This is a genomic window from Thiocapsa sp. UBA6158, assembly GCF_002423035.1.
GTDB lineage: Bacteria > Pseudomonadota > Gammaproteobacteria > Chromatiales > Chromatiaceae > Thiocapsa.
The window spans coordinates 20,572-43,077 of record NZ_DIUM01000137.1; the positions used below are offsets into that span (position 1 = coordinate 20,572).

At 64.0% G+C, this 22,506-nt stretch carries 22 protein-coding genes and 1 pseudogene; 13 read left to right on the forward strand and 10 right to left on the reverse strand.

Translation table 11 applies throughout. The features are described 5' to 3' along the window. Window positions 1-116 precede the first annotated feature (116 nt). Window positions 117-1,274 carry a DUF1570 domain-containing protein gene (locus tag B4N44_RS19170; RefSeq protein WP_296704490.1) on the reverse strand — a complete coding sequence of 386 codons (1,158 nt, stop codon included), beginning with the start codon at window positions 1,272-1,274 and terminating at the stop codon, window positions 117-119. Between the two features lie 242 nt (window positions 1,275-1,516). Between B4N44_RS19170 and B4N44_RS19175 the strand changes: the two genes are divergently transcribed. The 4 genes from B4N44_RS19175 (at window position 1,517) to B4N44_RS19190 (ending at window position 4,724) form a co-directional block, all read left to right on the forward strand. Beyond that, window positions 1,517-2,302 (forward strand): cation:proton antiporter, encoded by a 786-nt coding sequence (locus tag B4N44_RS19175; protein WP_296704496.1) that lies wholly within the window; start codon window positions 1,517-1,519, stop codon window positions 2,300-2,302. A 317-nt stretch (window positions 2,303-2,619) separates the two neighbouring features. Beyond that, window positions 2,620-3,246 carry a DUF3611 family protein gene (locus B4N44_RS19180; protein WP_296704499.1) on the forward strand — a complete coding sequence of 209 codons (627 nt, stop codon included), beginning with the start codon at window positions 2,620-2,622 and terminating at the stop codon, window positions 3,244-3,246. An 84-nt stretch (window positions 3,247-3,330) separates the two neighbouring features. Further along, on the forward strand, window positions 3,331-4,326 hold the full coding sequence (locus B4N44_RS19185) for a hypothetical protein (protein WP_296704501.1): 996 nt from the start codon (window positions 3,331-3,333) through the stop codon (window positions 4,324-4,326). A gap of 2 nt (window positions 4,327-4,328) precedes the next feature. Beyond that, entirely contained in the window at window positions 4,329-4,724 is a 396-nt protein-coding gene (locus B4N44_RS19190; RefSeq protein WP_296704504.1) for a translocation/assembly module TamB domain-containing protein, read from the forward strand. Between the two features lie 243 nt (window positions 4,725-4,967). Here B4N44_RS19190 and B4N44_RS19195 read toward each other — a convergent pair whose 3' ends face one another. Together B4N44_RS19195 and B4N44_RS19200 are read right to left on the reverse strand one after the other, a co-directional pair. Then, the gene (locus B4N44_RS19195; RefSeq protein ID WP_296704507.1) at window positions 4,968-5,462 is read right to left on the reverse strand and encodes a DUF1269 domain-containing protein; all 495 of its coding nucleotides are present in this window, start codon (window positions 5,460-5,462) and stop codon (window positions 4,968-4,970) included. Between the two features lie 15 nt (window positions 5,463-5,477). Further along, window positions 5,478-5,696 carry a glycine zipper domain-containing protein gene (locus tag B4N44_RS19200; protein WP_296704553.1) on the reverse strand — a complete coding sequence of 73 codons (219 nt, stop codon included), beginning with the start codon at window positions 5,694-5,696 and terminating at the stop codon, window positions 5,478-5,480. 325 nt (window positions 5,697-6,021) lie between these two features. On the opposite strand from B4N44_RS19200, the gene B4N44_RS19205 reads away from it, so the two are divergent. The 3 genes from B4N44_RS19205 (at window position 6,022) to B4N44_RS19215 (ending at window position 9,607) form a co-directional block, all read left to right on the forward strand. Beyond that, window positions 6,022-7,380 (forward strand): saccharopine dehydrogenase, encoded by a 1,359-nt coding sequence (locus B4N44_RS19205; RefSeq protein WP_296704511.1) that lies wholly within the window; start codon window positions 6,022-6,024, stop codon window positions 7,378-7,380. A gap of 46 nt (window positions 7,381-7,426) precedes the next feature. Then, on the forward strand, window positions 7,427-8,938 hold the full coding sequence (locus tag B4N44_RS19210; RefSeq protein ID WP_296704514.1) for an alpha/beta hydrolase: 1,512 nt from the start codon (window positions 7,427-7,429) through the stop codon (window positions 8,936-8,938). Between the two features lie 126 nt (window positions 8,939-9,064). Then, window positions 9,065-9,607: a glutathione peroxidase gene (locus B4N44_RS19215; protein ID WP_296704517.1), complete on the forward strand. Its 543-nt coding sequence runs from the start codon at window positions 9,065-9,067 to the stop codon at window positions 9,605-9,607. Window positions 9,608-9,632: 25 nt separating this feature from the next. Here B4N44_RS19215 and B4N44_RS19220 read toward each other — a convergent pair whose 3' ends face one another. Beyond that, window positions 9,633-10,031 carry a hypothetical protein gene (locus B4N44_RS19220; RefSeq protein ID WP_296704519.1) on the reverse strand — a complete coding sequence of 133 codons (399 nt, stop codon included), beginning with the start codon at window positions 10,029-10,031 and terminating at the stop codon, window positions 9,633-9,635. A 276-nt stretch (window positions 10,032-10,307) separates the two neighbouring features. Between B4N44_RS19220 and B4N44_RS19225 the strand changes: the two genes are divergently transcribed. After that, window positions 10,308-11,264 (forward strand): alpha/beta fold hydrolase, encoded by a 957-nt coding sequence (locus B4N44_RS19225; RefSeq protein ID WP_296704522.1) that lies wholly within the window; start codon window positions 10,308-10,310, stop codon window positions 11,262-11,264. A 330-nt stretch (window positions 11,265-11,594) separates the two neighbouring features. Here the strand turns inward: B4N44_RS19225 and B4N44_RS19230 are convergent, their stop codons facing one another. From B4N44_RS19230 to B4N44_RS19240, 3 genes are read right to left on the reverse strand one after another with little or no spacing between them, the layout of a single operon-like run. Continuing rightward, on the reverse strand, window positions 11,595-13,220 hold the full coding sequence (locus B4N44_RS19230; RefSeq protein ID WP_296704524.1) for a diguanylate cyclase: 1,626 nt from the start codon (window positions 13,218-13,220) through the stop codon (window positions 11,595-11,597). Window positions 13,221-13,222: 2 nt separating this feature from the next. Next, window positions 13,223-14,311: a uroporphyrinogen decarboxylase family protein gene (locus tag B4N44_RS19235; protein WP_296704526.1), complete on the reverse strand. Its 1,089-nt coding sequence runs from the start codon at window positions 14,309-14,311 to the stop codon at window positions 13,223-13,225. After that, entirely contained in the window at window positions 14,308-14,961 is a 654-nt protein-coding gene (locus B4N44_RS19240) for a cobalamin B12-binding domain-containing protein (RefSeq protein ID WP_296704528.1), read from the reverse strand. Before B4N44_RS19240 ends, B4N44_RS19235 begins: the two co-directional genes overlap by 4 nt. Window positions 14,962-15,300: 339 nt before the next feature. On the opposite strand from B4N44_RS19240, the gene B4N44_RS19245 reads away from it, so the two are divergent. The 5 genes from B4N44_RS19245 (at window position 15,301) to lipB (ending at window position 20,015) form a co-directional block, all read left to right on the forward strand. Beyond that, window positions 15,301-16,956: a tetrathionate reductase family octaheme c-type cytochrome gene (locus tag B4N44_RS19245; protein WP_296704531.1), complete on the forward strand. Its 1,656-nt coding sequence runs from the start codon at window positions 15,301-15,303 to the stop codon at window positions 16,954-16,956. Then, the gene (locus tag B4N44_RS19250; protein WP_296704534.1) at window positions 16,956-17,609 is read left to right on the forward strand and encodes a cytochrome b/b6 domain-containing protein; all 654 of its coding nucleotides are present in this window, start codon (window positions 16,956-16,958) and stop codon (window positions 17,607-17,609) included. The genes B4N44_RS19245 and B4N44_RS19250 overlap by 1 nt, the downstream gene beginning before the upstream one ends. A 228-nt stretch (window positions 17,610-17,837) precedes the next feature. After that, on the forward strand, window positions 17,838-18,980 hold the full coding sequence (locus tag B4N44_RS19255; protein WP_296704538.1) for a D-alanyl-D-alanine carboxypeptidase family protein: 1,143 nt from the start codon (window positions 17,838-17,840) through the stop codon (window positions 18,978-18,980). 28 nt (window positions 18,981-19,008) lie between these two features. After that, complete coding sequence (locus tag B4N44_RS19260; RefSeq protein WP_349681105.1) at window positions 19,009-19,362, forward strand: DUF493 domain-containing protein; 354 nt, start codon at window positions 19,009-19,011, stop codon at window positions 19,360-19,362. Further along, window positions 19,359-20,015, forward strand: coding sequence for a lipoyl(octanoyl) transferase LipB (gene lipB / locus B4N44_RS19265; protein WP_296704541.1), 657 nt, complete (start codon window positions 19,359-19,361; stop codon window positions 20,013-20,015). Before B4N44_RS19260 ends, lipB begins: the two co-directional genes overlap by 4 nt. Here the strand turns inward: lipB and B4N44_RS19270 are convergent. From B4N44_RS19270 to B4N44_RS19280, 3 genes and pseudogenes are all read right to left on the reverse strand, one after another. Next, the gene (locus B4N44_RS19270) at window positions 20,012-20,536 is read right to left on the reverse strand and encodes a hypothetical protein (RefSeq protein WP_296704545.1); all 525 of its coding nucleotides are present in this window, start codon (window positions 20,534-20,536) and stop codon (window positions 20,012-20,014) included. The genes lipB and B4N44_RS19270 overlap by 4 nt on opposite strands. 16 nt (window positions 20,537-20,552) lie before the next feature. Further along, entirely contained in the window at window positions 20,553-22,061 is a 1,509-nt protein-coding gene (locus tag B4N44_RS19275) for a hypothetical protein (RefSeq protein ID WP_296704547.1), read from the reverse strand. A gap of 239 nt (window positions 22,062-22,300) precedes the next feature. Then, window positions 22,301-22,441 (reverse strand): annotated as a pseudogene (locus tag B4N44_RS19280) (DUF58 domain-containing protein); the annotation flags it as partial. Between the last annotated feature and the right edge of the window lie 65 nt (window positions 22,442-22,506).

Below are 22,506 nucleotides of genomic sequence, written 5' to 3' on the forward strand. Positions count from 1 at the left end.
ATTTTTTAATTTTTTAAACCGCGCCGGCTCCAGCGGTCGTCAAATCTGCCGGGGCCGATCCCATCCAAAAACATCACATACCGCGTGGGGCGCGGTTGAATACGCCGAAAGTGCCGTCAGTAGCGCAGCGCAAGCGGCCTTCCTTGGGCCAACCAAGCTGCCCAGCCGGAGGCAAACGCATTCAGGCCGCCGGGATAGGCTCCATTCAGGTACGCCTCGTGATCAAACGCTCTGCACCGGTGTTGCGCGATCTTGTTGAGATATGCGCTCGTGAGGGACCGACGCTGCGGGCTTTCCAAGAGGAAATGCACCATAGACCAGGCGTAAGGGTAGGCAACCTCCGCGCCGATCCGATTCCAGTCGGCTCGCCCCATCGAGAGAAACGTCCGCAGCGGCGGCAGCCGACCTGAGCCTCGGAGTCGAGCCACATCCCTGATGTCTTTGACGGGTGCGGCGACAGTTGCCGAGGATAACTGAAAATGCATGCGCTCGACGACCTCGGCAAGGCCTTCGTTCAGCCACAGCGGCATGTTGCCGAGCCAATTCCCAAGCGCCAGATGGGCGATCTCGTGGCGCACCACGCGCATCGTGGTCTCCGGCCCCATCCAACGCACAACGGCCTCGTTTCCGTCGAACGCGTAGAAGCCGCTTGTCGTAGTGAGCGTGCTTGTCCGCCTGTCGCGGTAAGCAATGAAACGTCGCTCGCCGTCGATCACGGTCAAGCGCACATGGAGCGGCTCGACGCCCTCGAGATCGAGGCCCTTGGCCAGAAAACGAAAGACCCCGTCGATGTTCGCCGATACCGCCGAGTCGAAACCGGAATCGCGGCGCGCGCCGAAAAAGCGATAGTCGGTCGAGAACATTCCGACCCCGCCTTCGGCCGTATGGCCCACGACACGGGCATCGTGAACGGTCGGCTTCCGATCGGAAAACACAGCTCGACCTGCTTCATCGGTGTAGCGATAGACCTCGCGCTGGGCCTTGCGCGTGGGGTTCGGCGTCCGGGTCCGAGCGCAAGGGCTCCCGATCGCGTCATGAGAGACATGGTGCCGTGCTTCGAGGATCGGAACAGATGTCTGCCGCGATGAGCGCCCGGCGATCGGCACGATGTCGAAGGAGTCCTGCAATCCAATCAACGACCGCGCCCACTCACCGAGGCCGAGCGCGCCCAAATAGCCTTTGCGCTGCTCATCGCTGGAGACCAGCCACATCAGCCCCGCGGACAGCACAAGCATGACCAAAAAAAGGAACGCAGCCTGGAGGAGTTCGGCCAAGCGATCGGACAGGCAACGCCGAGGGGTCGATCCGCGAGCCTTTCGGTCGGGTGTACGTGGTCTCCTCGGCATCGATCTTCCCGTCCCTGTGATTCCCTCGCATTCGCATGCTGAAGGTTGTCGTTGATTCCCGTTGCCTTTGTGGAGCTTATCGCAGTAAGTTCCCTGCTGTCCAAAGCGCGCGAAATACCGCGCGGTGACGGCCCGATACCGGCGAGGTCATGTGAGAGGAGGGGCGGCGCGTGATCGAGTCACTGGAATGGGCACTCTTGGTGGTCGCCGGCTTGGTTCTGTTGAGCGTTCTACTCAGTCCGCTCGCGATCCGTCTCGGCGCACCGATCCTCCTGATCTTTCTCGGGATCGGTATGCTCGTCGGTCAGAACGGGCCGGGGGGTTACGCGTTCGACGACTTCGAGCTCGCCTACCATGTCGGCAGCATCGCGCTGGCGATGATCCTGTTTACAGGTGGGTTGGGCACCCGCGTGCACGCTATCCGCGTCTGTTGGGGACCCGCACTGATGCTCGCGACACTCGGCGTGGTGATCACCGCAGCCGTGGTCGGCCTATCGATCTGGTTGCTGGGGGTGTCCTTGCTGGTGGCCCTCTTGCTCGGCTTGCTGGTCATTCCGCAACAATTCCGGGGTGAAGTTCTACACGCGGCAGGCATCGCCTTCATTTTGATCTTCATCGCGCGCCCTCTTGCGGTGGCCATCTGCTTGGCGCCGTTCCGATTCAGCCTGAACGAGCGACTCTTCATCGCCTGGGTGGGTCTGCGAAGCGGTGCCCATCTTTCTCGCGATCATCCCGGTCATGAGCCCCGGCCCAGTCGACGTAAACTTCTTCAATGTCGCCTTCATGGTGGTGATCGCCTCGCTCGTTCTGCAGGGCTGGTCCATCCCATGGCTGGCGCGGCGGCTCGATCTGGAGGATCAGCGCAAGGTGGCCGCGTCGGAATCGCCCAAGCGCCGGCAATGACGAAACCGACAACCCGAAAGGCGCAGGCGAGCACCATCCTCTTGAAACCATAAACGTCTTGCGGCGATGCGGGTGCCCGACTATGCTTTTGCCCCGCCGATCCGGGGGTTTTTGGAAGATCCGAATCGCTCGCCGAGCCTGGCCGCGTCCGGTCCGAGTCCTTCGCCGAGCCGGCGATAGACGAATTCTCCGGCATCTTGATTCGTCGTTCCGGTGATCGACCCAGTCGTCCGGGGATCGGGTGTCTTGCTTGATCGCCATGCCATGCGAGGCGGCCGGAGACACGTCGAAGGTGCTTGATGCTTGTTGCCAAAAAACCGCCCGCTCGCGGGTTTCACGACAGCCAACCCCGGTGAAGGATGAGATCGATATGTTCAAAAAGTTCATCGAGAATTCTCTGAGGAAGACGCGTACCTTGCCGCGCATCAGCTTGGCGAGATCGTTTTCGCGGCTGGGCTGGACCGGATTCTGGATTCAGATCGTGGTGGGGGCGATCCCGATCGTGCTCATGACCTACACCTTCGTCTTCGCACAGTCGCCCACCGGACCGCGTGCCGGCTTGCCGATCGTCGAGTATCTGACGATGGGAAGCCTGGCGATCCTGGTCTTCACCACCTTCTGGTTCCATCGCTATACGAAGATCGCCAAGCGGATCGCCGGTCCGGAGCAGTCCCCCTCGGAGGAGGATCTTGCCGGAACCGTCTGGGTCGGTCTGGTCGCAAGCAGTGTCGCGATCCTCTTCACCATCGTGGTGATGTTTATCGAGGTCGCACACCTGCTGTTTTACTTTCTCTCCACGCCGCAAGGCGGTGTCCCGGTCTTCCAGACCACCGGGGCCGGGCCTGCGAGCTGGGTCTCGGCCGTCGACATGCTGAGCCTCATGTCCATGGTCATGACCTTGTTGGCCGAGCTTGTCGTCATGGTCTTCAGCCTCTGGCTGCTGTTCCGGGTCACCGAAGGCTCGCCCGAGTACGGCGGGGGCAAGGTCGTCGTCTAGACCGGGCCTGCACGCTCGGTCATCGCGCCGCGTCGCGCACTGCACCGACGCGGCGGTCGTCCTCGGCAGGCTTCGCGGACGCCGATGACCGGTCTGCGCGACACCGATCTTGCACGACCCGACACCGCGGCGCTCGCATCGCGAGCGCCGCGGTGTCGGCGCCCCTTTCGCGTCCCAGACCCGCGTCTCTTTGCCGGATTTCCTCTCGTCTTCCTCCTGTTGCTGCTCTGGTTGGGCGCGACCCAGTCCGGTCTGCGCACGCTTCTCGACCTGGCCGCCGAGTTCAACCCGGACCGTTTTCAGATCGGTCTGGTCGAAGGGCGACTCTTCAGCCGTATCGTCGTCGCCGATCTCTCGATCCAGTTGCCCGCCTTCTCGATCCGCATCGGCCGCATCGATCTCGCCTGGTCACCCCTGCGAGCGTTGGGCGGAACCCTGTCGATCGCCGAGATCCGTGCGACGGACGTCGACCTGGTTCCGGGCGATCGAGCACGAGACCCCGAGCACCCCATCGTCCTGCCCGATCTCCTTTTGCCTCTGTCACTCGAGCTGAGCTGTGCACACATCGAGTGCCTGCGGATCTTCGCGGCGGACAGCGACCGACCCGTGACCCTCGTCGAGCGGGCCGAGTTCTCCGGGCGGCTCGGGGACGGCCTGCTGTCCATCGACCGCGTCGACGCCGTTCTAAGCGAGCCGACGTTCGAAGTGTACGGGAGCGGAACCGCCCGATTGACCGGCGCTTACCCACTCCACCTCGATTTGAACTGGGAGCTGCAGCCGACGCCGAGCGCCCGCGTTTTGGGCCATACGGGTCTGCACGGAGACCTGACGCGTCTCGCTTCACAGAGCACGGTGACCGGCTCCGCCGACATCGATCTCGATGTCGAGATCAGCGATCCGCTCGGGCGTCCGGGGTGGAGCGGCACGCTCGCGCTGGTGTCTCTGGATCTGCCCGCCTTCGATACCGATCTGCGCGCCGTCGCGGTCAGCGCCACCCTCGCGCTACGCGGCGATGCGAGGCTCGGGTCGAGCGCGGGGGGTTCAATGTCCCTCTCCTTGGACTGGATGTGGCGGACCTGAGGTTGTCGGCAAGCGCCGCTTCGGCAGACCGGATCCGAGTCACGGGCGGCGCCGAGGTGGGCGGTGGGCGCCTGGAGATCGGCGGCGACGGCGGATTCGGCCCCGACGGTGCGCATGCGCGGCTTCGGGCGACCGGGGAGCGGCTCGTCCTGATCGACACGAGCGAATATTTCGTGCGGGTTTCGCCGAGGCTCGATCTGGACGCAACCGCACGGGGCGCGCGGGTGCACGGCGAGATCCTGATCCCGGAGGCGCGCATCAGCCCGCACGCGCTTCCCGCGGGGACGCCGAGACCGTCGAACGACGTCGTCATCAAGGGGACGGACCGCCCACCCCGCTATCCGATCGGCCTGGCCATCGGGCTGCGCGTCGGCGAGGGGGTGACTCTGTCAGGCTAGGCCGCAACCTCACCGACCGCATTCAAATCGCAGCCCAGAGCGGGCGCAGCCAGAGTGTCGACCTATTTTGGACCTTCGAACGGGCGAGGTCCGACAGGCGCACGATCGGCCCCGTGCCGGGAGAGGCGATCGGCAGCGAATGACCGGCGCCCTCGGCTCGGGGAGTCGAGCACCGCTCGCATGAACGACCGGGGCGAGGCGGTCCGGAACCGCCCGCCCCCGCTCCACTTGGCCTCGCTCGGCTCAGCTCGCTCCTTCCAGGAACGCCTTCAGGCTCTCTTCCCGATCCTTCTCCAGCGAGGTCTGCAGGACCTTGCCCTTGCCCTTGAACCCCGCGAGCCCGTCGAGGACCTTGTCCGCCGTCACCTTGCGCACCAGGATGAAGACCGCGGAGCAGCCCGGCTGGAAGTTCTGCGCCAATCCCTTCATGAAATCGTCGTCGATGCCAATATCCGAGAACTTGCCGGACAATGCGCCGGCGCCGGCGCCGAGCGCAGCACCGAGAAGGGGATTGAGAAAGACGAGACCGATCAGCATGCCCCAGAAGCCGCCGCCTACCGCACCGACTGCCGAGAGGTTCACAGCCTGATGGAGCTTCACCTTGCCGGCGTCGTCCTTGGTGACGACCACGACGTCTTCCATGTCGATGAGGTAGGCCTTCTGCATCTTGGCAAGCTCGGCGCGCAACTCGAACGCCAGATGCTCCTCGGGGAACGAAACGACGATCAAATCACTCATGGATATCTCTTCGGTTCACAGATTGCCCTTTCGATGCTCGTCGACGAGATAACCACCGAGGGCACCGACACCGGCGCCGATCAGCGCGCCCGCTCCGGCCTGCGCACTGAAAGCCCCGATCGCGGCGCCGGTTGCGAGACCGAGCGCGGTGCCGGTTCCGACACGGGCCCCGGTGGTGTTTCCGCAGCCGCAGAGCGCAAGGGCAGCGACAAGGGTTAAAGGGATCGCGATCATTTTCAAGTTGGTCTCTCCTGATCTCAGTGTCAACGCCCCGGGAACAGGGGGTTTCCTTCACGATCGAGCGGTCGGATAGGCTCACTCGGAGGGGGCCGACGGAGCCGCACGACGCATCCGCTCAACACCGACGAGCCGAGGCATCGGGCGACTACGTTCGAGGTATCGCCGAAGCATGACAGCCCCCGGGGCAGCTTGTTCACCGACGGGCTTCGGCGTATCGTCCGGCGGTCGGAAGTGCATCTCGTCATGGTTGTTTCCGACCCTTTCGAGCCGAAATCCGGCTCCGTGATCATAGCTCAGATTCTCCGGTGGGAGGGCGACGATGCCGGCCAGCAATGTGACGGAATCCGCGACTTGGCCAAACGCGCAGCCGACCAAGATCGTGTTTTTCGGACTCGGCGCCGTGGGGTCGGCGCTCCTGATCTGCCTCTCCGAGCTTGCCGAGCGCGACGATGTTCCGGTGCGCTTCGTCGTCTACGTCCTGAACCCGGACGCCGCACGCGATGCCCTCTTTCACGCCGAGCGCGTCTTCGAGCGGATCGAGTTCATCGGTGTACCCGACTTCGCTCCGGTGTTCGCGCTTGAGCCCGGATACGAGACCGCGCTTACGGGTGCGGTCATGATGGTCAACGCCGCATTGCCGGAGTTCAACGGGCCCATGATCGAGCTGGCGTTGCGCATCGGCGCGCACGCGGTCGACCTCGCCTCCGACATGTACGATGCAACCACCGACCGAACCCTGACCTTCTCGCAATACGGTTTCGACCGAGCGTTGCGCGAGCGCGGGATCGCCGCGCTGATCAACATGGGCATCTCGCCCGGCGTCACGAATTTTCTGATCGGCCGCCGCATGCACGACCTCCTCGCCGGCGACCGCAAAGAGCTCGAGATCGAGAGCATCGATCTGTATCTGCTCGAAGACATCGACTCGGATTCGGTCATCTTCTCCTGGTCGCCGATCGTCGCCCTCGAAGAGCTGGCGCAGCACCCGCGCATCCTCAACAAAGGCCGCATGCAGATCCTGGAACCGTTCAGCGCCGGGCGCGACTATGCCTTTCCGCATGAACCGCGGCCGATTCGTCAGTATCCGCTCTACCAAGAAGAGCTGCTCTCGCTCCATCGCGCCTTCCCGGATGTCGAATCGATCGGGATCTATACAGGCGGGTCCGAGGTCGAGCTCGTGAAGGCACTCTTCCAGCTCAATCTGCTCTCCAAGCGCACCCTGCCGCATCAGCCCGAGTTGACCGTGGAGGCGATGGTGCGCGCCATCCTGCCGGGCATGAACAAGCCGCGGCGCATCGAGGAGTATCTACGCAACGGGACGATCCGCCGCGCGCACTTCTCCGCCGCCGCCGAGATCCGCGTCTCCGAGGTCGTGCGCAACGACCGTCAGACCGCCATCGAGACGGTCGGTCTGAGCTACCTGCGCTATCACGACCTGCTCAACACACCCTATGCCGGGGCGACCTACATCTCCTATCCGACCGCGGTCGGTGCGGCCATCCTGGCCTGGCATGCGCTCGAGTACGCACGCGAGGCACCGGGCGCGCTCGTCGGCGTCGTCGGGGGGGAGGATCTCGCACGCCTGCTGCCGAGGATGCGCGCCGACGCCGTTCGACGCGACCTGGTGGCCTGGGATATCGATCTCTTCGAGAGTGTCCGCGACGCCTCGGTAGCCTGATTTTGCGCAGCAACACCCACGATCGAGCCTGTTGAGGACCTGTCTCATGCTTGCGAGGACCGCCCGAATCCTGAAGTTGGTCGCACAGCTCGTCGCCGTGAGCGCATTGACCTTCCTTGCCGTGCGGGCCTTCGACGCGCACCAGAGTGCACCGCTCGCCTCCTGGCACACCTTCGTCCCGAGCGAGATGGTGGCCGAGGAGCTCGACGAGGCCGATTGGGCAACGTATCTGGCGCGCGAGCAGACGCTCTTCGACGAGGTGCGCTCGGAGGTCACGGAACAGCTCGACCCGAAGGAGCGCATCCTCTCCAACCGCTATTTCGACGGCAGTCCGCTCTATCCGGGCCGATTTGACCGGGACTGGAACCGCTCCTATGTCCTCGAACCCGACGGCGAGCCCCGGGGCGCGGTCGTCCTGCTCCACGGCCTGACGGATTCCCCCTACAGCCTGCGTCACATCGGCCGACACTACCGCGAGTCCGGTTATGTCGTGATCGGGATCCGCCTGCCCGGACACGGGACCGTTCCGGCCGGCCTGACGACGGTGCAGTGGGAGGACTGGTCGGCCGCGACCCGCCTGGCCGTGCGCGAGGCGGTGCGTCGGATCGGACCCTCGGCGCCGCTGCAGTTGGTGGGCTTCTCCAACGGCGGGGCACTCGCCATGAAGTATGTGCTCGATGCCGTGGAGGATCCCGCTCTGCGGAAAGCCGATCGGGTCATCCTGATCACGCCCATGATCGGGATCACAGAGATGGCCCGGTTTGCGGGATTCGCCGGCCTGCCCGCGATCTTTCCGGCGTTCGCGAGCGCGGCTTGGCTCGGTGTCATCCCCGAGTTCAATCCATTCAAATACAACTCGTTTCCGGTCAACGGGGCACGCCAGTCGTCGCTTCTCACACGCGCCTTGCAGCCGCGCATCGCCCGCTACGCACACCAGGGGCGTCTCGACGAGCTGCCCCCGATCATCACCTTCCAGTCGGTGGTCGATTTCACCGTCAGCACACGGGCCATCGTCACGAGCCTCTACGCACAGCTTCCCCAAAACGGCAGCGAGCTGGTGCTCTTCGATATCAACCGCAACACCAAGTTCGGGCCGCTGATCCGACCGGGCACGGAGACGGCGCTCGAACGCCTGCTCCCCCCGACGCCGCGCCCGTTTAAAACCACCGTCATCGCCAACGCCGACCCGAGCAGCAGCGAGGTTGTCGAGCGCGTCACCGACGCGGGCGAGACGACCGAGCGGACCAGAGCCTTGGGATTGACCTATCCGCGCGACGTCTTCTCGCTCTCGCACGTCGCGCTGCCGTTTCCGATCGACGATTCGCTCTACGGTCTGGAGCCGAACGAGAATGAGGACTTCGGTGCACACCTCGGGGCGTTGGCCATCCGCGGCGAGCGCGGAGTCCTGGTGATGAGTCTGGACTCGCTGGTGCGCCTGTCCTGGAATCCCTTCTTCCCCTATCTGATCGAGCGCATCGAAGAAGGGATCGCCGATGCGCCGTTCAGCGAAACCGATGCAGCGGACGCAACACAGGGCGCCGATAATCCATCATCCTGAAAGGGACAGCTGCCCGCGCGGCACCGAGCCGCAAGTCCTTTCGTCACCTCGGGCTATTGCGTTCAGGGATTGACCGCCCTATTTCGCCTCTCGTCCAAACCATGAACAACCGGATGAGGTCTCAAGATGCGAATGTTCGTCCTGCTTCCGATGCTCGGGGCACTCCTGCTGCCCGCCGCGGCTTCCGCCGCCTGCGCCCCGGCCCTCGACTTCGAGATGCGTCGCCTCGCCGGGGACGAGACGGTGCGCCTTTGCGACGCCTATCAAGGCAAGGTGATCCTTGTGGTGAACACCGCGAGCAAATGCGGCTACACCGGGCAATACGAGGGTCTCGAGGCCCTCTACCGCGAATACGGCGAGCGCGGGCTGGTGGTACTCGGCTTCCCGTCCAACGACTTTGCGAATCAGGAGCCCGGCACCGAGAAGGAGATCCAGGACTTCTGCCGCCTGACCTATTCGGTGGAGTTTCCGATGTTCGAGAAGGTCCAGGTCCGCAAAGGCGACGCGGCCCCCTTCTTTGTACAACTGGCCGCAGAGACCGGCGTCTACCCCGACTGGAACTTCTACAAGTATCTGATCGACCGCGACGGCAAGGTCGTCGAGGTCTTCCCGAGCCGAACCGGCCCGGAGAGCAAGACGATGATCCAGGCCATCGAACGCTTGCTCTGATCGCCATCGAGCGCCGGGGCGGTCTTCAGTTGCCGTCTCCGGAGCCTAGCCGGTCGCGCGCCATGGCCGCGGCATCCTCGATCCCCTTCTGTGCGCGGTCGATCATCGCCTTGCCTTGGCTGATCATCGCCTGCTTGACCGCCCAGGCGAGGGCGGGTCTGGAGAGCGACTCGCCGTCGATCGTCATCGTCTCCGGGGAGGTCGAATAGACGGACAAGGGGTCGCTCAGCGTCAATGCCGTGTCCTCGACCGCGTTGTAACGATAGTGACAGGTCGCCTGCCGAGGCCGGCCCTCGCCGTCGGACTCGAACCCCAGCACGACCGTGAGTCCCGAATGGCCGCGGGCTCGGGTCTCCACGCCGGTCCAGCGTACCGAGCTCGGCGAGTCGATCTGCGTCGTCAGCAAACTCTTGCAGAAACTCACGCGTACATCCTCGCGCGAGCCCGAGCAGCTCGCGACCGAAACAGATGCGGTCACGAGAGCGAGGATGATTCCCGGGGAAGCGGTCGTGCGTCTGGTCATGGTTGTACCTTAATCGGAAGTGATCCGGGGATGCCGCTTTGGTCCTGACTGAGGTGTGGCGAGAGTCCGACGGGTCTTGCGAGCCTCTCGGAGCGCCATTATGCTGCGCTGCTCCTCGCCGGGGTATCTCAAGCTGCAGACCCCGGCCTCGCAGCCCGCCTTCACGGAGCAACGCCGATGGACTTCTCGACCCAGCATCGCCTGACGCTCGCCGACGGCCCCGTGGCCTATCGAAAGGTCACCGACGGAAAACCGCCGCTCTTGCTTGTCCACGGCTGGGGTGGATCCTCGCGACACTGGCAGCACACCCCGGAACACCTCTCGGACATCCGCGATCTCTATGCCCTGGATCTTCCGGGTCACGGGGACACCCCGGTACGACACGGCGCAACCGGACCCGAAGCAATGGCAAGCTTGGTCATCGACTTCGCCGACCGCCTGGGCCTGGAGCGCTTCGATCTGAATGGCCATTCCTGGGGAGCTGCCGTCGCGATCCTGGTCGCGGCACGCCGGCCCGAGCGGGTGGATCGACTCGTGCTGACGAGCTCGGGCATGGCCCGCAACGCGCTCGAGCGTCTCGCCTTGACCCAAGCCTATCATCAGATGAACCTTGCCATGTCGCTCTGGCGGCCCTGGCTGGCTATGTCCCGGCCGTGGCTTGCACTCTCGCGCCCGGCGGTCGACTGGTTCGGCGCTCAACCGCCGGTGTACCGCGCCATCGCCGGTCACGTCCTGCACCGGCTCCCCGAGGACGACGAGATGCTGCGTGGCGGCGTGCGGGAGTTTCTGAGCACGGATCCGCTGAGCGCGCTCGAGTGTGCAATCGGTGCCGGCAGTCCGGCCTTTTCGAGCGCCTTGGAAACGATGGCAACGCCGACCCTGATGGTGAATGCCGACGCGGATGCCGTGATGCCGACGTCCGGCGCCCGCGCCCTGGCGGCACGGATCCGCAACGTCCGTGAGGCTCGGCTCGACGACTGCGGCCACCTGCCGATGATCGAGCAACCCGCGGCGTATCACCGAGTGGTGAGCGAGTTCCTCAATCAACCCACTCGCGGTCGTGATACTTGTCCGCGAGCACCGCGAGCAGCTCTTGTTTCTGGGCTTGCGACAGATGCGGAAAGGTTCGGTTGAAGTAGAAGAGACCCTGACGAGCGAAATGGAACTCGCGTTTGACTTTGCAGCTGTTCCAGTGCTGTCGATACACGAGAAATCGATTGGCCAGACCGTTCAGACGCTTGATCCGGTGCTGCGGCTTGCCGAAACAACGCATGAAAGCCCCCGGCGAGCAACCGAATGTCAGGTCCTCGCAGCGGCGGATTTGCCGACCCGAACTCACCGTCGAGCATAAGGCCGAGAAGGCGCAGAGATTCAAATAGGCCGAAAGATCTTCATAAAAAGCACTTTCCGCTTCACCTCACACGCTGCGAGACCGATCCAGCCAGAATTCGTGGACGGACCGAATCAGGGTTCGGAAACGTCGGCGGCCCTGCCGTAGACGCGGACGCAATTACGTCCGGCGGATTTCGCGGCATAAAGCGCTTGGTCGGCTCGATCGATCAGTGCGTCGAGGTTTTCGACACCGCGCTCGAGCGTCGCCACGCCGATGCTCGCCGTCATCGGGAGCGGCCCCTCCGTGGTTTCGATAGCGTTCTCGTGAAGTGCCAGGCGCAGGCGCTCGGCGAATCGTTCGGCCTCTCGGGCGTTGGTCTCGGGGCACAGGGCCACCAGCTCCTCGCCGCCGTAACGAGCCAGGATGTCCGATACGCGAACCGCGCGCAGCCGCTCGGCAATGGCCTTGAGCACCTGATCGCCGACGACATGTCCGTAGGTATCGTTGACCTGCTTGAAGTGGTCGATGTCGAGCATGATCACCGCGATCGGAGTGGAATGGCGTTTGGCACGGTCAAACTCGACCTCTGCCAGCTCGGAAAAGCGACGGCGATTGAGTAGCTCGGTGAGGGGATCCGTATCGGCCAAGGCCCGCACCTGTTGGAACAAGCGTGCATTGATATCGCGCTCGCGACGCAGGTTCCGCTCCGCCTCTTGGAGCTTCACGAAGGTGCGTGCGTTGGAGATCGCCAAGCCGCAGAGGTTGGAGATCGCCAGGCCGAGATTCAGATATTGATCCCGATAGGCCGGAAACGGGATCTCGCGCACCAGTATCAACCCCAAAACAGCATCCCGGTAATCGATCCGGAGGAAAAAACCGTTCCCGGACGGCATGATCAGATAACCCTCATGCAGCGCATCGAGCGCCTGCTGGAGATCCAGGCGATCCCGCGGTCGCTCCTCCGCGGCGAAGATCTCCTTGACCCGTCCCTCCTCCACTTGGGCGTAGACCAGGTTGGTGCATCCGAAGAGCATCGCGAAGAGTTCCTGAATCGCCGCGATCGTCGCCTCCTCGTCGGTGATGTGCGACAAACAAACCAGCAGGTCGAAGGCCATGGCGTAATCGGCGACCTTGCGGTTGGTCTGAGCCAGGATCTCGCGGGTTTTCGTCTCCGCGGAGAGATGGCGCCACTTGGCGATGGCACCGGAGAGAAAGAGCCTCAGATAATCCAATCCGACATAGCGGCTGCGCCAGGGTAGGCCCAGATACCCGGCCAGCGCCTCAAGCTCCCCGAGGGCGTGCGTGTCGCTCCCCGTATCCAGGAGCAGGAGCTCGCGCGTACATTCGCGGAAAAACGCACCCGCCGTCTCTCGATCGAAACCCATCTCGCGCAGGTGCCCGCGCCACTGCTTGAGCCAACCCGCCGTGACGAGATAGGCGCCGGCCTGCGCCTCGGGCCCCAGGACATCGCGTCCCGCCAAGAGGTGGATGCAGTGGCCGAGCTTCACTACGTGTACGCGCGGATCCGGCGGCGCTACACGTGTCTCGGCATCGCACCCGAGGAGCACCAAAACGCCGTCGCAACCCTCGGGCGGCGGCGCCTCGCGGGCCTCGGCGAGATTGCATGGTTCGGAGCGCAGGGTACAGACGGCAGGGTACGCCTGGACGCGCACGCACTCCTCGCCGAGGCCCGCCAGCGCGGTCTCCACATCCTGTCGAAAATGGCTGCAGACCCTCACACAAAGCGTCTCCGCCACGGTCAGCTCCGGGGGGTCTTCGGCCGCGGGAAGCTGGCGCGCTCGCCGGAGACATCGAGCGGATAGGTTCCCCATCGATGGACCGCCTCGGAGATCGCCAGCAGCGTATCTTCCCGCACCTGGTAGGGGATCTCGCCGTGGTTGTCGGACAGGATGAATCCACCGCCGTGACCGGCCGCGCCGATCGCGGCCCTGACCTGCTCCTCGGCCTGCGCCGCTGTCCAACGACGCATCTCCACGCCGTTGAGGTTGCCGAGCAAGGACATCTTGCCGGCCACACGTTGCTTGAGTGCGGCGAGATCGTCGAGCATGCTGACCCCGACGACCGCCGCACCGGTGTCGGGGAGATCATCCATGATCGGCATGCAGCGACCGGATGCGAAATGCATCGCTACTGGCCCCTTGATCCCGGCCAGCGTGCGCTTCGCGACCTGAAATCCGGTCCTGCGAAAGTGCTCGGGCGAGACGATGGTCGAGGAGGAGACCGGGTCGAAATAACAGATGGCGGTGGCACCCGCGGCCAACTGGGCGTTCGCCCATTCGATACAGAAGGACTCGTTCAGACGCATCAGGTGCTCGAACAGTTCCGGCTGCTCGAACATGAGGTTGAGATAGGGCTCGAACCCCATCTGCATCACCGGCACCGAGAAGGGCGAGATGACCACGCCGATGATGGGGGTCTCGCCGCCGCCAGCCGCCTTGAGACCGCTGGTGGCCTCCAGGACCTTGACCAGACAGGGCGCATCCGCGACCCGCGGCGGCTCGAGCGTGCGGATCTGCTCCGCTGCTCGAATGACGGGCCGGCCGGCATTCGGCGGGCCGTCGTCGGTATAGAGAACATCCCCGCCCCAGGCTTCGGTCTCCACAGACGCGTAGAAAAAGGTATAGAAGCAATCGTTGCGATACTTGCGACGCAAACGCAACTGCCCTTCGACCACAGACTCAGGCCGCGAGAAATAGGTCTCGATCGAGAGTCCGAGTTCTTGCGCACCGTGCATGGTGAGCAAGAGAAACAGCGGGACGCGATCCGGCTCCCGGTGGCCGAGCGTGGTCAGTACGCGTTCGAGGGAGGTCATGGGTCGAGTGCTCATGAGCGATACTCCTTCGGCAGATGATCAATGAGCTCGCGCACCACGGCGACGCTCTCCGCGGCGGTCGCGGCCATGGCGTCTGCGCCGACCTCTCGCCACAGCTCGGTGTCGAAACGAAAGGGCGCACCGCCCACCAGGATGAACGGACGACAACCGGCCCGATCCAAAGCCTCTCGAACTTTTTTGATGTGCAATGCCGAGGGCAGCATCAAGACCGAGATCATCAGCACGACGATGTTGTCGCGAACGACCCGACTGACCAGAGAATCGCCGTCGACCGTTCCGTAGTCCTTCAGCTCATAGCCGCTGGCGCGCAGGACCGAATACACCATGCGCTTCCCGAGCAGATGGTAGTCATCGAGCACCGCGATCGCCATCGGAGGCTGATCCACCCGAGCCGGATCTGACGGCGGCAGGATGGCATCGACCATCTCCTCGCACATCCGACCGCTTATATAGACCTGCGACAGAGAAACCTCGCCGCGCTCCCAGAGGTCTCCGATGCGCTCGAGAGACGGCACGACCAGGCGCTCGACGACATCGAGCCGGGCATCGGTCGCGCTCGGGCCTCCGAGCGTACGCTTCGCTGCGACGCGATCCATCGCCAGCAGTGCGTTGAGGAAGGCTTCGACCGGTTCCGACTCTGTCATTGGTGCTTTCTCGACCTTTAGGTAGAGCATCACATAGAGAGATCGCCAAGCGCTCCCCGCATGAACGGCCAATTCATCTGGCGGCACGCACCGGGAAGATTTCGGCCATATTACCGGAAATCGATCTCTCCCCACTCGGGGTGACCAGTCGGGGCCATCGCAAAGCGCAGAACCCGGGCCGACCGGATATTCCAGGAAAGTCATTGCGCCTCGTCAGGGAAAAGGCGACTCATCTGAACTAGTCTGTTAGACCGTAGACGGGCGGGCGGCAGCGGTAGCGCATGTCCGGACCACGACCGGGCGCAGACCCGGCCCCAGCTCACCTTCCGGAGCAACATCATGCGAGCTTCGATCGGCGTCGTCGCCGGCGCTCTTTTCATCGCACTCTTCAGCGTAAGCTCCAGTGCCCGGGATACCTGGCCGACACCTCCTGCAACCGCCGTTGCGCCTCCCCAGGTCTCAGGCCCACTGCAAGGCGGCACCGCCGATCACACCAAGTTCGACCAACTCAAAGGGCCGTTCAGTTCCGGGCCGGAGGTCACCGTCGCCTGTCTCGGCTGCCATACCGAGGCCGGCGATCACTTCATGCGCAACATCCACTGGACTTGGTCCTACACCAACGAGGAGACCGGCCAGCAGCTCGGCAAGCGTTATCTGATCAACAACTTCTGCACCAATTCGCGCGGCAACGAAGGGATGTGCGCCCAGTGTCATGCCGGCTACGGCTGGAAGGACGAGAACTTCGACTTCACCGACGAGACCAATATCGACTGTCTGGTCTGCCACGAGACCACAGGCACCTATTACAAGACGCCGAATAGCGATGGCAATGCAGCCTGCTCGGTCATGTTCGAGGGCAAGCCCCCGATCGACCTGGCCGCGGTCGCACGCAGCGTGGGGCTTCCGCAACGCGCCAACTGCGGGGCCTGCCACTTCAACGGCGGCGGCGGCGACAATGTCAAACACGGCGACCTCTCCACGGCACTGAAGAGCCCGCCGAGGACACTCGACGTCCACATGGGTGTCGACGGTCTCAACTTCGCCTGCACCGCCTGCCACGTCACCAACCGCCATATCTGGGCAGGCAGCCGCTACCAGGTGATCTCCAAAGATCTCGAGGGCACGGGCAAGCCGGGCCAGCGCAGCGACGTGGCCACCTGCGAGTCCTGTCACGGTCTGTCGCCGCATCCGGTGGACTCGCTCGCGGGCTTCAAGCTCAACGATCACGTCCAGAGCATCGCCTGCCAGACCTGCCACATCCCCGAGATCGCACGCGGCGGTGTTGCAACCGTGGTCGATTGGGATTGGCGCACCGCCGGCAAGACCAAGGACGGCGAGGGCTATCACGAGGAAGGCTACATTCAGGGCAACGGCAACCACCGTTACACCTACAAGTCGATCAAGGGCAACTTCACTTTCGACGAAAACTTTCCCCCCAGCTATGGCTGGTTCGATGGGCAGATGCTCTACACCACCATCGACACCACCTTCGACCCGCAGGCCGAATCCATCGAAATCAACGGATTCAGCGGCTCGCGCGAGGACCCGAAATCGCGGATCTGGCCGTTCAAACGCATGCACACCTGGCAACCCTACGACAAGGGCAACGGCACGCTGGTCTACACCCATCTATGGGGCGAGGACGATGCCGCTTACTGGGGCAACTACGACATGGGCAAGTCGATCGCCAGGGGAATGGCCGACTTCGGACTGCCCTATTCAGGCGAGTTCGGCTTCATCCAGACCATCTCCTGGTGGCCGATCACCCACATGGTCGCACCCAAGGAGCAGGCACTGGGTTGCGGCGACTGTCATGCCCCGACCGGCAGCCGTTTGGCCTCGGTCGAGGGCGTCTACATGCCGGGCCGCGACCATAACCGCTGGCTCGACATCATCGGGACGCTTCTGGTCGCCGGCACCCTGGGCGGCATCCTGATCCACGGCCTGGTTCGCTTCTTCTCGCCGTCCCATGGCCCCAAGGGAGAGCAGCACTGATGGCCATTCGCCGCGTCAAGATCTTCAGCCTCTTCGAGCGCTTCTGGCACTGGTCCCAGATGCTGCTCATCGTCACACTCTTGATTACGGGCTTCGGGCTGCACGGCTTCCATGATGTCTTCACCTTCGAAGAGGCCGTCACCCTGCATACCTCGGCCGCCTTCGCGTTGCTCCTGCTGTGGATCTTCAGCATCTTCTGGCTCTTTACGACACGCACCTGGCGCCACTTCATCCCGTCCGCATCCGGAATGTGGGGTGTGCTGCGCTTCTACAGCTACGGCATCTTCAAAGGCGAACGCCACCCCTATCGCAAGGCCTATTGGCGCAAGCACAACCCCTTGCAGGCGATGGCCTACCTCATGCTGAAGATCGTGTTGTTTCCGGCGATCTGGATCACCGGGCTCGCCTATCTCTTCTACTTCGCGTGGCGCGACGTACCCCATGCCACGCAATGGCTCACCGGCGTCGCGATGGTGCACACGGCAGCGGCCTTTATGATCCTTGCGTTCGTGCTCATCCATGTCTACATGCTCACCATCGGCCACTCCTTCCGCGCGCATCTGATGCCGATGATCAACGGCTTCGACGAGGTGGATCTCTCCCCGGAGGAGGAGGCCTATCTGAGCAAGGATCAGCCGGGGGACATACGCTGATCCGAAATCCGGCGGGCGCCGGATCCGAACTGCTCCGTCGGCGCCGAGCCCGCACCGAAAGACCTCATGTGCTCCCACGCACGAAGTCCGCACCCCGCCCTAGGCACCTACGACATCGCGGGTGATCGCGAGCCATCCGGGTCCGGCCGATGCGGATGCCAAATGCGCCGGACGGCGGTTAGAATGCACCCGCTCAAGCGCCTCTCATCCCGACCTGCGGATATCCCAATGAAGTTAGTCCCCAAGCTGCTGTTGCTGATCTGTGTCTTTGCGTTTCCGCTCGCGGCGGCGCAAACCCGGCAACCTGTCCCCGACCCGCCCCAAGTCGCCGCCAAGGGCTATCTGCTGCTCGATTTCAACAGCGGTCAGATCCTCGCCGAGATGAACGCGGACGAGCGTCTGGAGCCGGCGAGCCTGACCAAGATCATGACGGGCTACGTGGTGTTCCGCGAGATCGCTGCGGGCAAGGTCGCCTTGACCGACAGCGCCTATGTCAGCGAGCGAGCCTGGCGCACCGGCGGCTCCAAGATGTTCATCGAGGTCGGCAAGCAGGTCGCCATCCAGGATCTCTTGATGGGCATGATCGTTCAGTCCGGCAACGATGCCAGCGTCGCACTGGCCGAGCATGTCGGGGGCAGCGTCGAGGCCTTTGCGGATCTCATGAACGCCCATGCGCAGCGGCTCGGGATGACCGGCAGCCACTTCACCAACCCGCACGGCCTGCCCGATCCGGAGCTCTACATCACCGCGCGCGACATCGCCACCGTCGCCATGGCGGTCATCCGCGAGTTCCCCGAGTTCTACGCCTGGTACAGCTCGCGCGAGTTCACCTTCAACGGGATCACGCAGCAAAACCGCAACCCCATGCTGCATCGCGACGAGACCGCGGACGGCGTGAAGACCGGCTATACCCAGGCCGCCGGTTACTGCCTGGTGTCCTCCTCCAAGCGCGACGACATGCGGCTCGTCTCCGTCGTGATGGGATCGCCCACACCCAACGCGCGGGCCGAAGCCAGTCTTGCCCTGATGAATTACGGTTTTCGCTTCTACGAGAGCCATCGCCTGTATCCCGCCGACGAAGCGGTCGAGACCTTGCGCGTGTGGATGGGCGACAAGGAAATGCTGCCCGTCGGCCCGGAGGCGGATGTCTTCACGACCTTCCAACGCGGGCGTTACCCGGAGCTCGCCGCGCGCCTGGAAAAGGCGGAGGATGGCCTGACCGCCCCGATCGCTCGCGGTGAGCAGGTCGGCGAGATCGTGGTCATGCTCGGCGAGGAGGAGATCAATCGGGTGCCTTTGGTTGCACTCGAAGACGTCGGCAAAGGCGGTCTTTGGCAGATGGCCAAAGACAGCGTTCTCAGACTGTTCTGATCGGATCGGGCCGGTATAGAGGTGCGAGATGTCTGAATCCAAGCCCCCGTCGAGACCGGTCCCATCGCGGGCGCAGACGCCGAGACCGGACACGCCCGAGTCCGGCACGTCCGACCCCGACGCCTCCGAGACCGTCTTCGTCTTTCCCTGCCGTTTTCCGATCAAGGCGATGGGGCTCGCCGATGCGCGCTTCGAGGCACTGGTGATCGAGATCGTGAGCCGGCATGCACCGCCACCGGAGGCGGCGGACGTGAGTGCCCGCTTGAGCAGTGGCGGAAAGTGGATCTCGGTGACCCTGACCATCCAGGCGGAAAGCCGTGCGCAGCTCGACGCCATCTATTGCGATCTCACGGCCCACGAGTCGATCGTCTGGGTGATATGAGCGCGGACACCGATGACCCGCGTCCACTCTTGGTGCGTCGTCTGCCGGGCTATCGAGACTATCTTCAGACCTTGGAGTCGATGCGCGGATTCACCGATCTGCGCGGCCCCGACACCCCCGACGAGCTCTGGCTGCTCGAGCACCCGCCCGTCTTCACACTCGGTCAAGCCGGCCGCGAGGAGCATCTGCTGGATCCAGGTCCCATCCCGGTCGTCAAGGTGGACCGCGGGGGGCAGGTGACCTATCACGGTCCCGGACAGCTGGTCGTCTATGTCCTGCTCGATCTGCGTCGTGCCGGACTCGGCGTCAAGCGCTTGGTCGGTCTACTGGAGCAGGCCGTCATCGATCTGCTCGCAACCCTGGACGTGGCGGCCGAGCGCCGTGCGGATGCGCCCGGCGTCTATGTCGCGGGTGCCAAGATCGCCGCGCTCGGTCTGCGCATCCGCAACGGCTGCAGCTATCACGGACTTGCCCTGAACGTGAGCCTGGATCTTGACCCCTTCGGTCGGATCAATCCCTGCGGCTATCCCGGACTCGCCGTCACTCGGTTGTCCGACCTGGCCCCGGGCGTGACGATGCCCGAGATCGAGGCCGGCTTGGTTCGGTTGCTCGCCGCCTCGCTCGGGATGACAGCGACGCCGCGCGCGGTTTAATGCAGGGTTCGGTGCGCCTCCCGCTCGCCCTCCTTCAGGGGCAATAGATCGACGAATCGCCCCTCGACCTCGGTGAAATGCTGAAACTCCGGTCGGCCGAAGGTGCGCTGCATCTGCGAGGCGCCCTTCGGCTCGATGGGGATCTGGGTCACCCAGAGCCCGTGTCGGGTCTCGAGCGCGAAGGAGGCGACGTCGACGCGGTAGGGCGAGGCACCGATCGAGCCGTATTCCGCGATGATCTCCTTGAACTGCCCGACCTTGCTCGCCGGCAAGGACCAGGCTTCCATGATCATGAAGATAAAGTCCGCCTCGTGCAGCTCGGCGAGACGGCGAATTACCGCGGCCGCGGCATCCTTCTCCTCGTCCGAGGCCGTGCTCAGCAGGACCGGAAAGGTCTCTCCGGTCGTGAGGTTTCCGACGAACGCGAAGGGGCTCAGGCTCTCGCCGCGTTCGAGGATCTCCCTGGCCGTGTCGATCAGCGGGGTAATGATGTCGAGATAGCTTGCGGGAAGTGCGCTCATCGGGAGATGCCTCGCATCAATTCACGCCGGCGACCGGACGCATCTCCTTGTCGCACACGCCGCCGACGGCGGCCGTGCGTGTCGTGGCGCTTCCGCGGCAGGACTCGCCTCGATCCTGGATGCTGCAGACGATCTCCACAGGCCTACCCGACGAGAGCCAGCTCGGTGTCGTGCGATAGCGTCCGACGTTGCCCGAACGGCAGCCGCTCGGGATCCCGTAAGGCGGACAGGACTTGGGCGCGCGCAGCGAGACCTTGCGCCCGTCGACGATGAAGCCCGGATAATTGTTCTCGGTGCGCACGACATCGCGCTCCGGGGTCTCGTCGAAGCGGAACTCCTCGAACCGATAGCCGTCCCCGCTTGTGGGTCCGACCTTGATCCGGGTGTTGGCGATCAGGGCGAAGTCGGCCCCGTTGCGCGCGACCGCGCCTGTCATGTACTCGACGCGGTCGTGTGTGGGGAAGCACTTGCCCATGGCGGGTGCGTGATAGTAGTGGCGCATCGAGGTCAGATCGGCCAGACGATTGTCCGGAAAGATCGCCTGCAGATCGCGCTCGCTGCCGAAGAGGATCCGCTCGGCATCTCCGACCGACTGGGTGTACATGGCCTGCAGCTTGGCATAGCGGTCGTTGTCAGCGAGGTCGGGCCGCAGGTAGCAGGCGGTGAGGCCGGAGATCTGGGTCAGGTATTCGTCCCAGATGTTGTATTGGGACACCGAGGAGGAGACCCCCTGGAAGTCGCCCGGGAACCTGCACCCCTGCCGGCTCAGACACTGACCGACCGCGCGGTTGCGGATCGAGAGCACGATGATGTTGCGCTCGCAGGCCCCGTAGGCGTTGCAGCCGCGTTCGAGATGGCCCTCGTAGATGGCCGTGCGCATGACGTAGTCGAGATGCTTCGCACGCGCCAACGTGGCCTCGGACCCGAGCCGCCCGTTGCTGCGGATAAAGTCGCCCCAGGCACGATCGAGTGCGGCGCGGCGCCCGGTCAGGTTGCGGTTGGCACTCTCGCATTGGCTCGAGGCGTGGAAGCTGCGCACGATGCGGTCGAGCTCGCTCGCACCGCCCGGGTTGCCGGCACGACCGCCCGAGGGCGGATCGAAGAAGGGCGCCTTCTCGAGCGCATAGAGCTCGCGCACGTTGATGACGTTCTTCACGCGCGAAGGGCAGTGATGGTTTTGAACCTTCATCGACTTGCGCGCCGCGACCGCGCTCCTGAAACGCTCGGTATCGCTGCGGCTCGCCTTCCTCGGATCGACCACGACCTCGAATCCAACGAACGGCGTCCCGGAGCTGTCGGTCAAGGGCTTGCCGTTTCGGATCATCAGGCAGGGAATCACGGAGGTACCTTGGGTGAGGGTTCCGGCGGGGGATTTCGCCCCCGAGCGCGCGAAGCTGTCGGCGTTGTAGTAGGACACCTCCATCGGGCCGTTGAACTTGTAGAGGGTCATGACCGGGGTCGCCGGGATGGCCGCCTGAACGGGGATGGACGCGGCGAGCGCGAGGGCGCCGAGCAGATAACGCATTCTTTGGCTCCTGAGATGGATGGATTGGTGTGCGGGTGTACGCACTGAAACCGCACCCGGCGGGGCATGGGCTGTTTTTAGATGGGATCGGCCCTGGCAGACTCGAAGACGGCGGGAACCTATACGACTGAAGATATTAAAAATATATCGTTTTAAACCCCATCCCCGCTAAGGCTCGTGGATGCACCAAACCTCGAGCTCACTCGACAATGAACATCTCGCTCGGGACGCGGCTTAGGTCAAAGCCCCCCGGCTCGCTTGATCGCGAGATCTCGGCCGCGCTCGTCTTCGTACTCTCGGGCGATAAGCTTACGCATCCGCGCCGTCGTCTTCCAGTCGACCCGTCGTAAACCGTCGGCCTGATGGTAGTCGCGCAGTTGATGAAACTCCGCCCCTTCGCCGCGTCTCGGTCGGCGTCTCTTCTAGGAGCCTGTCCGACTTGTGT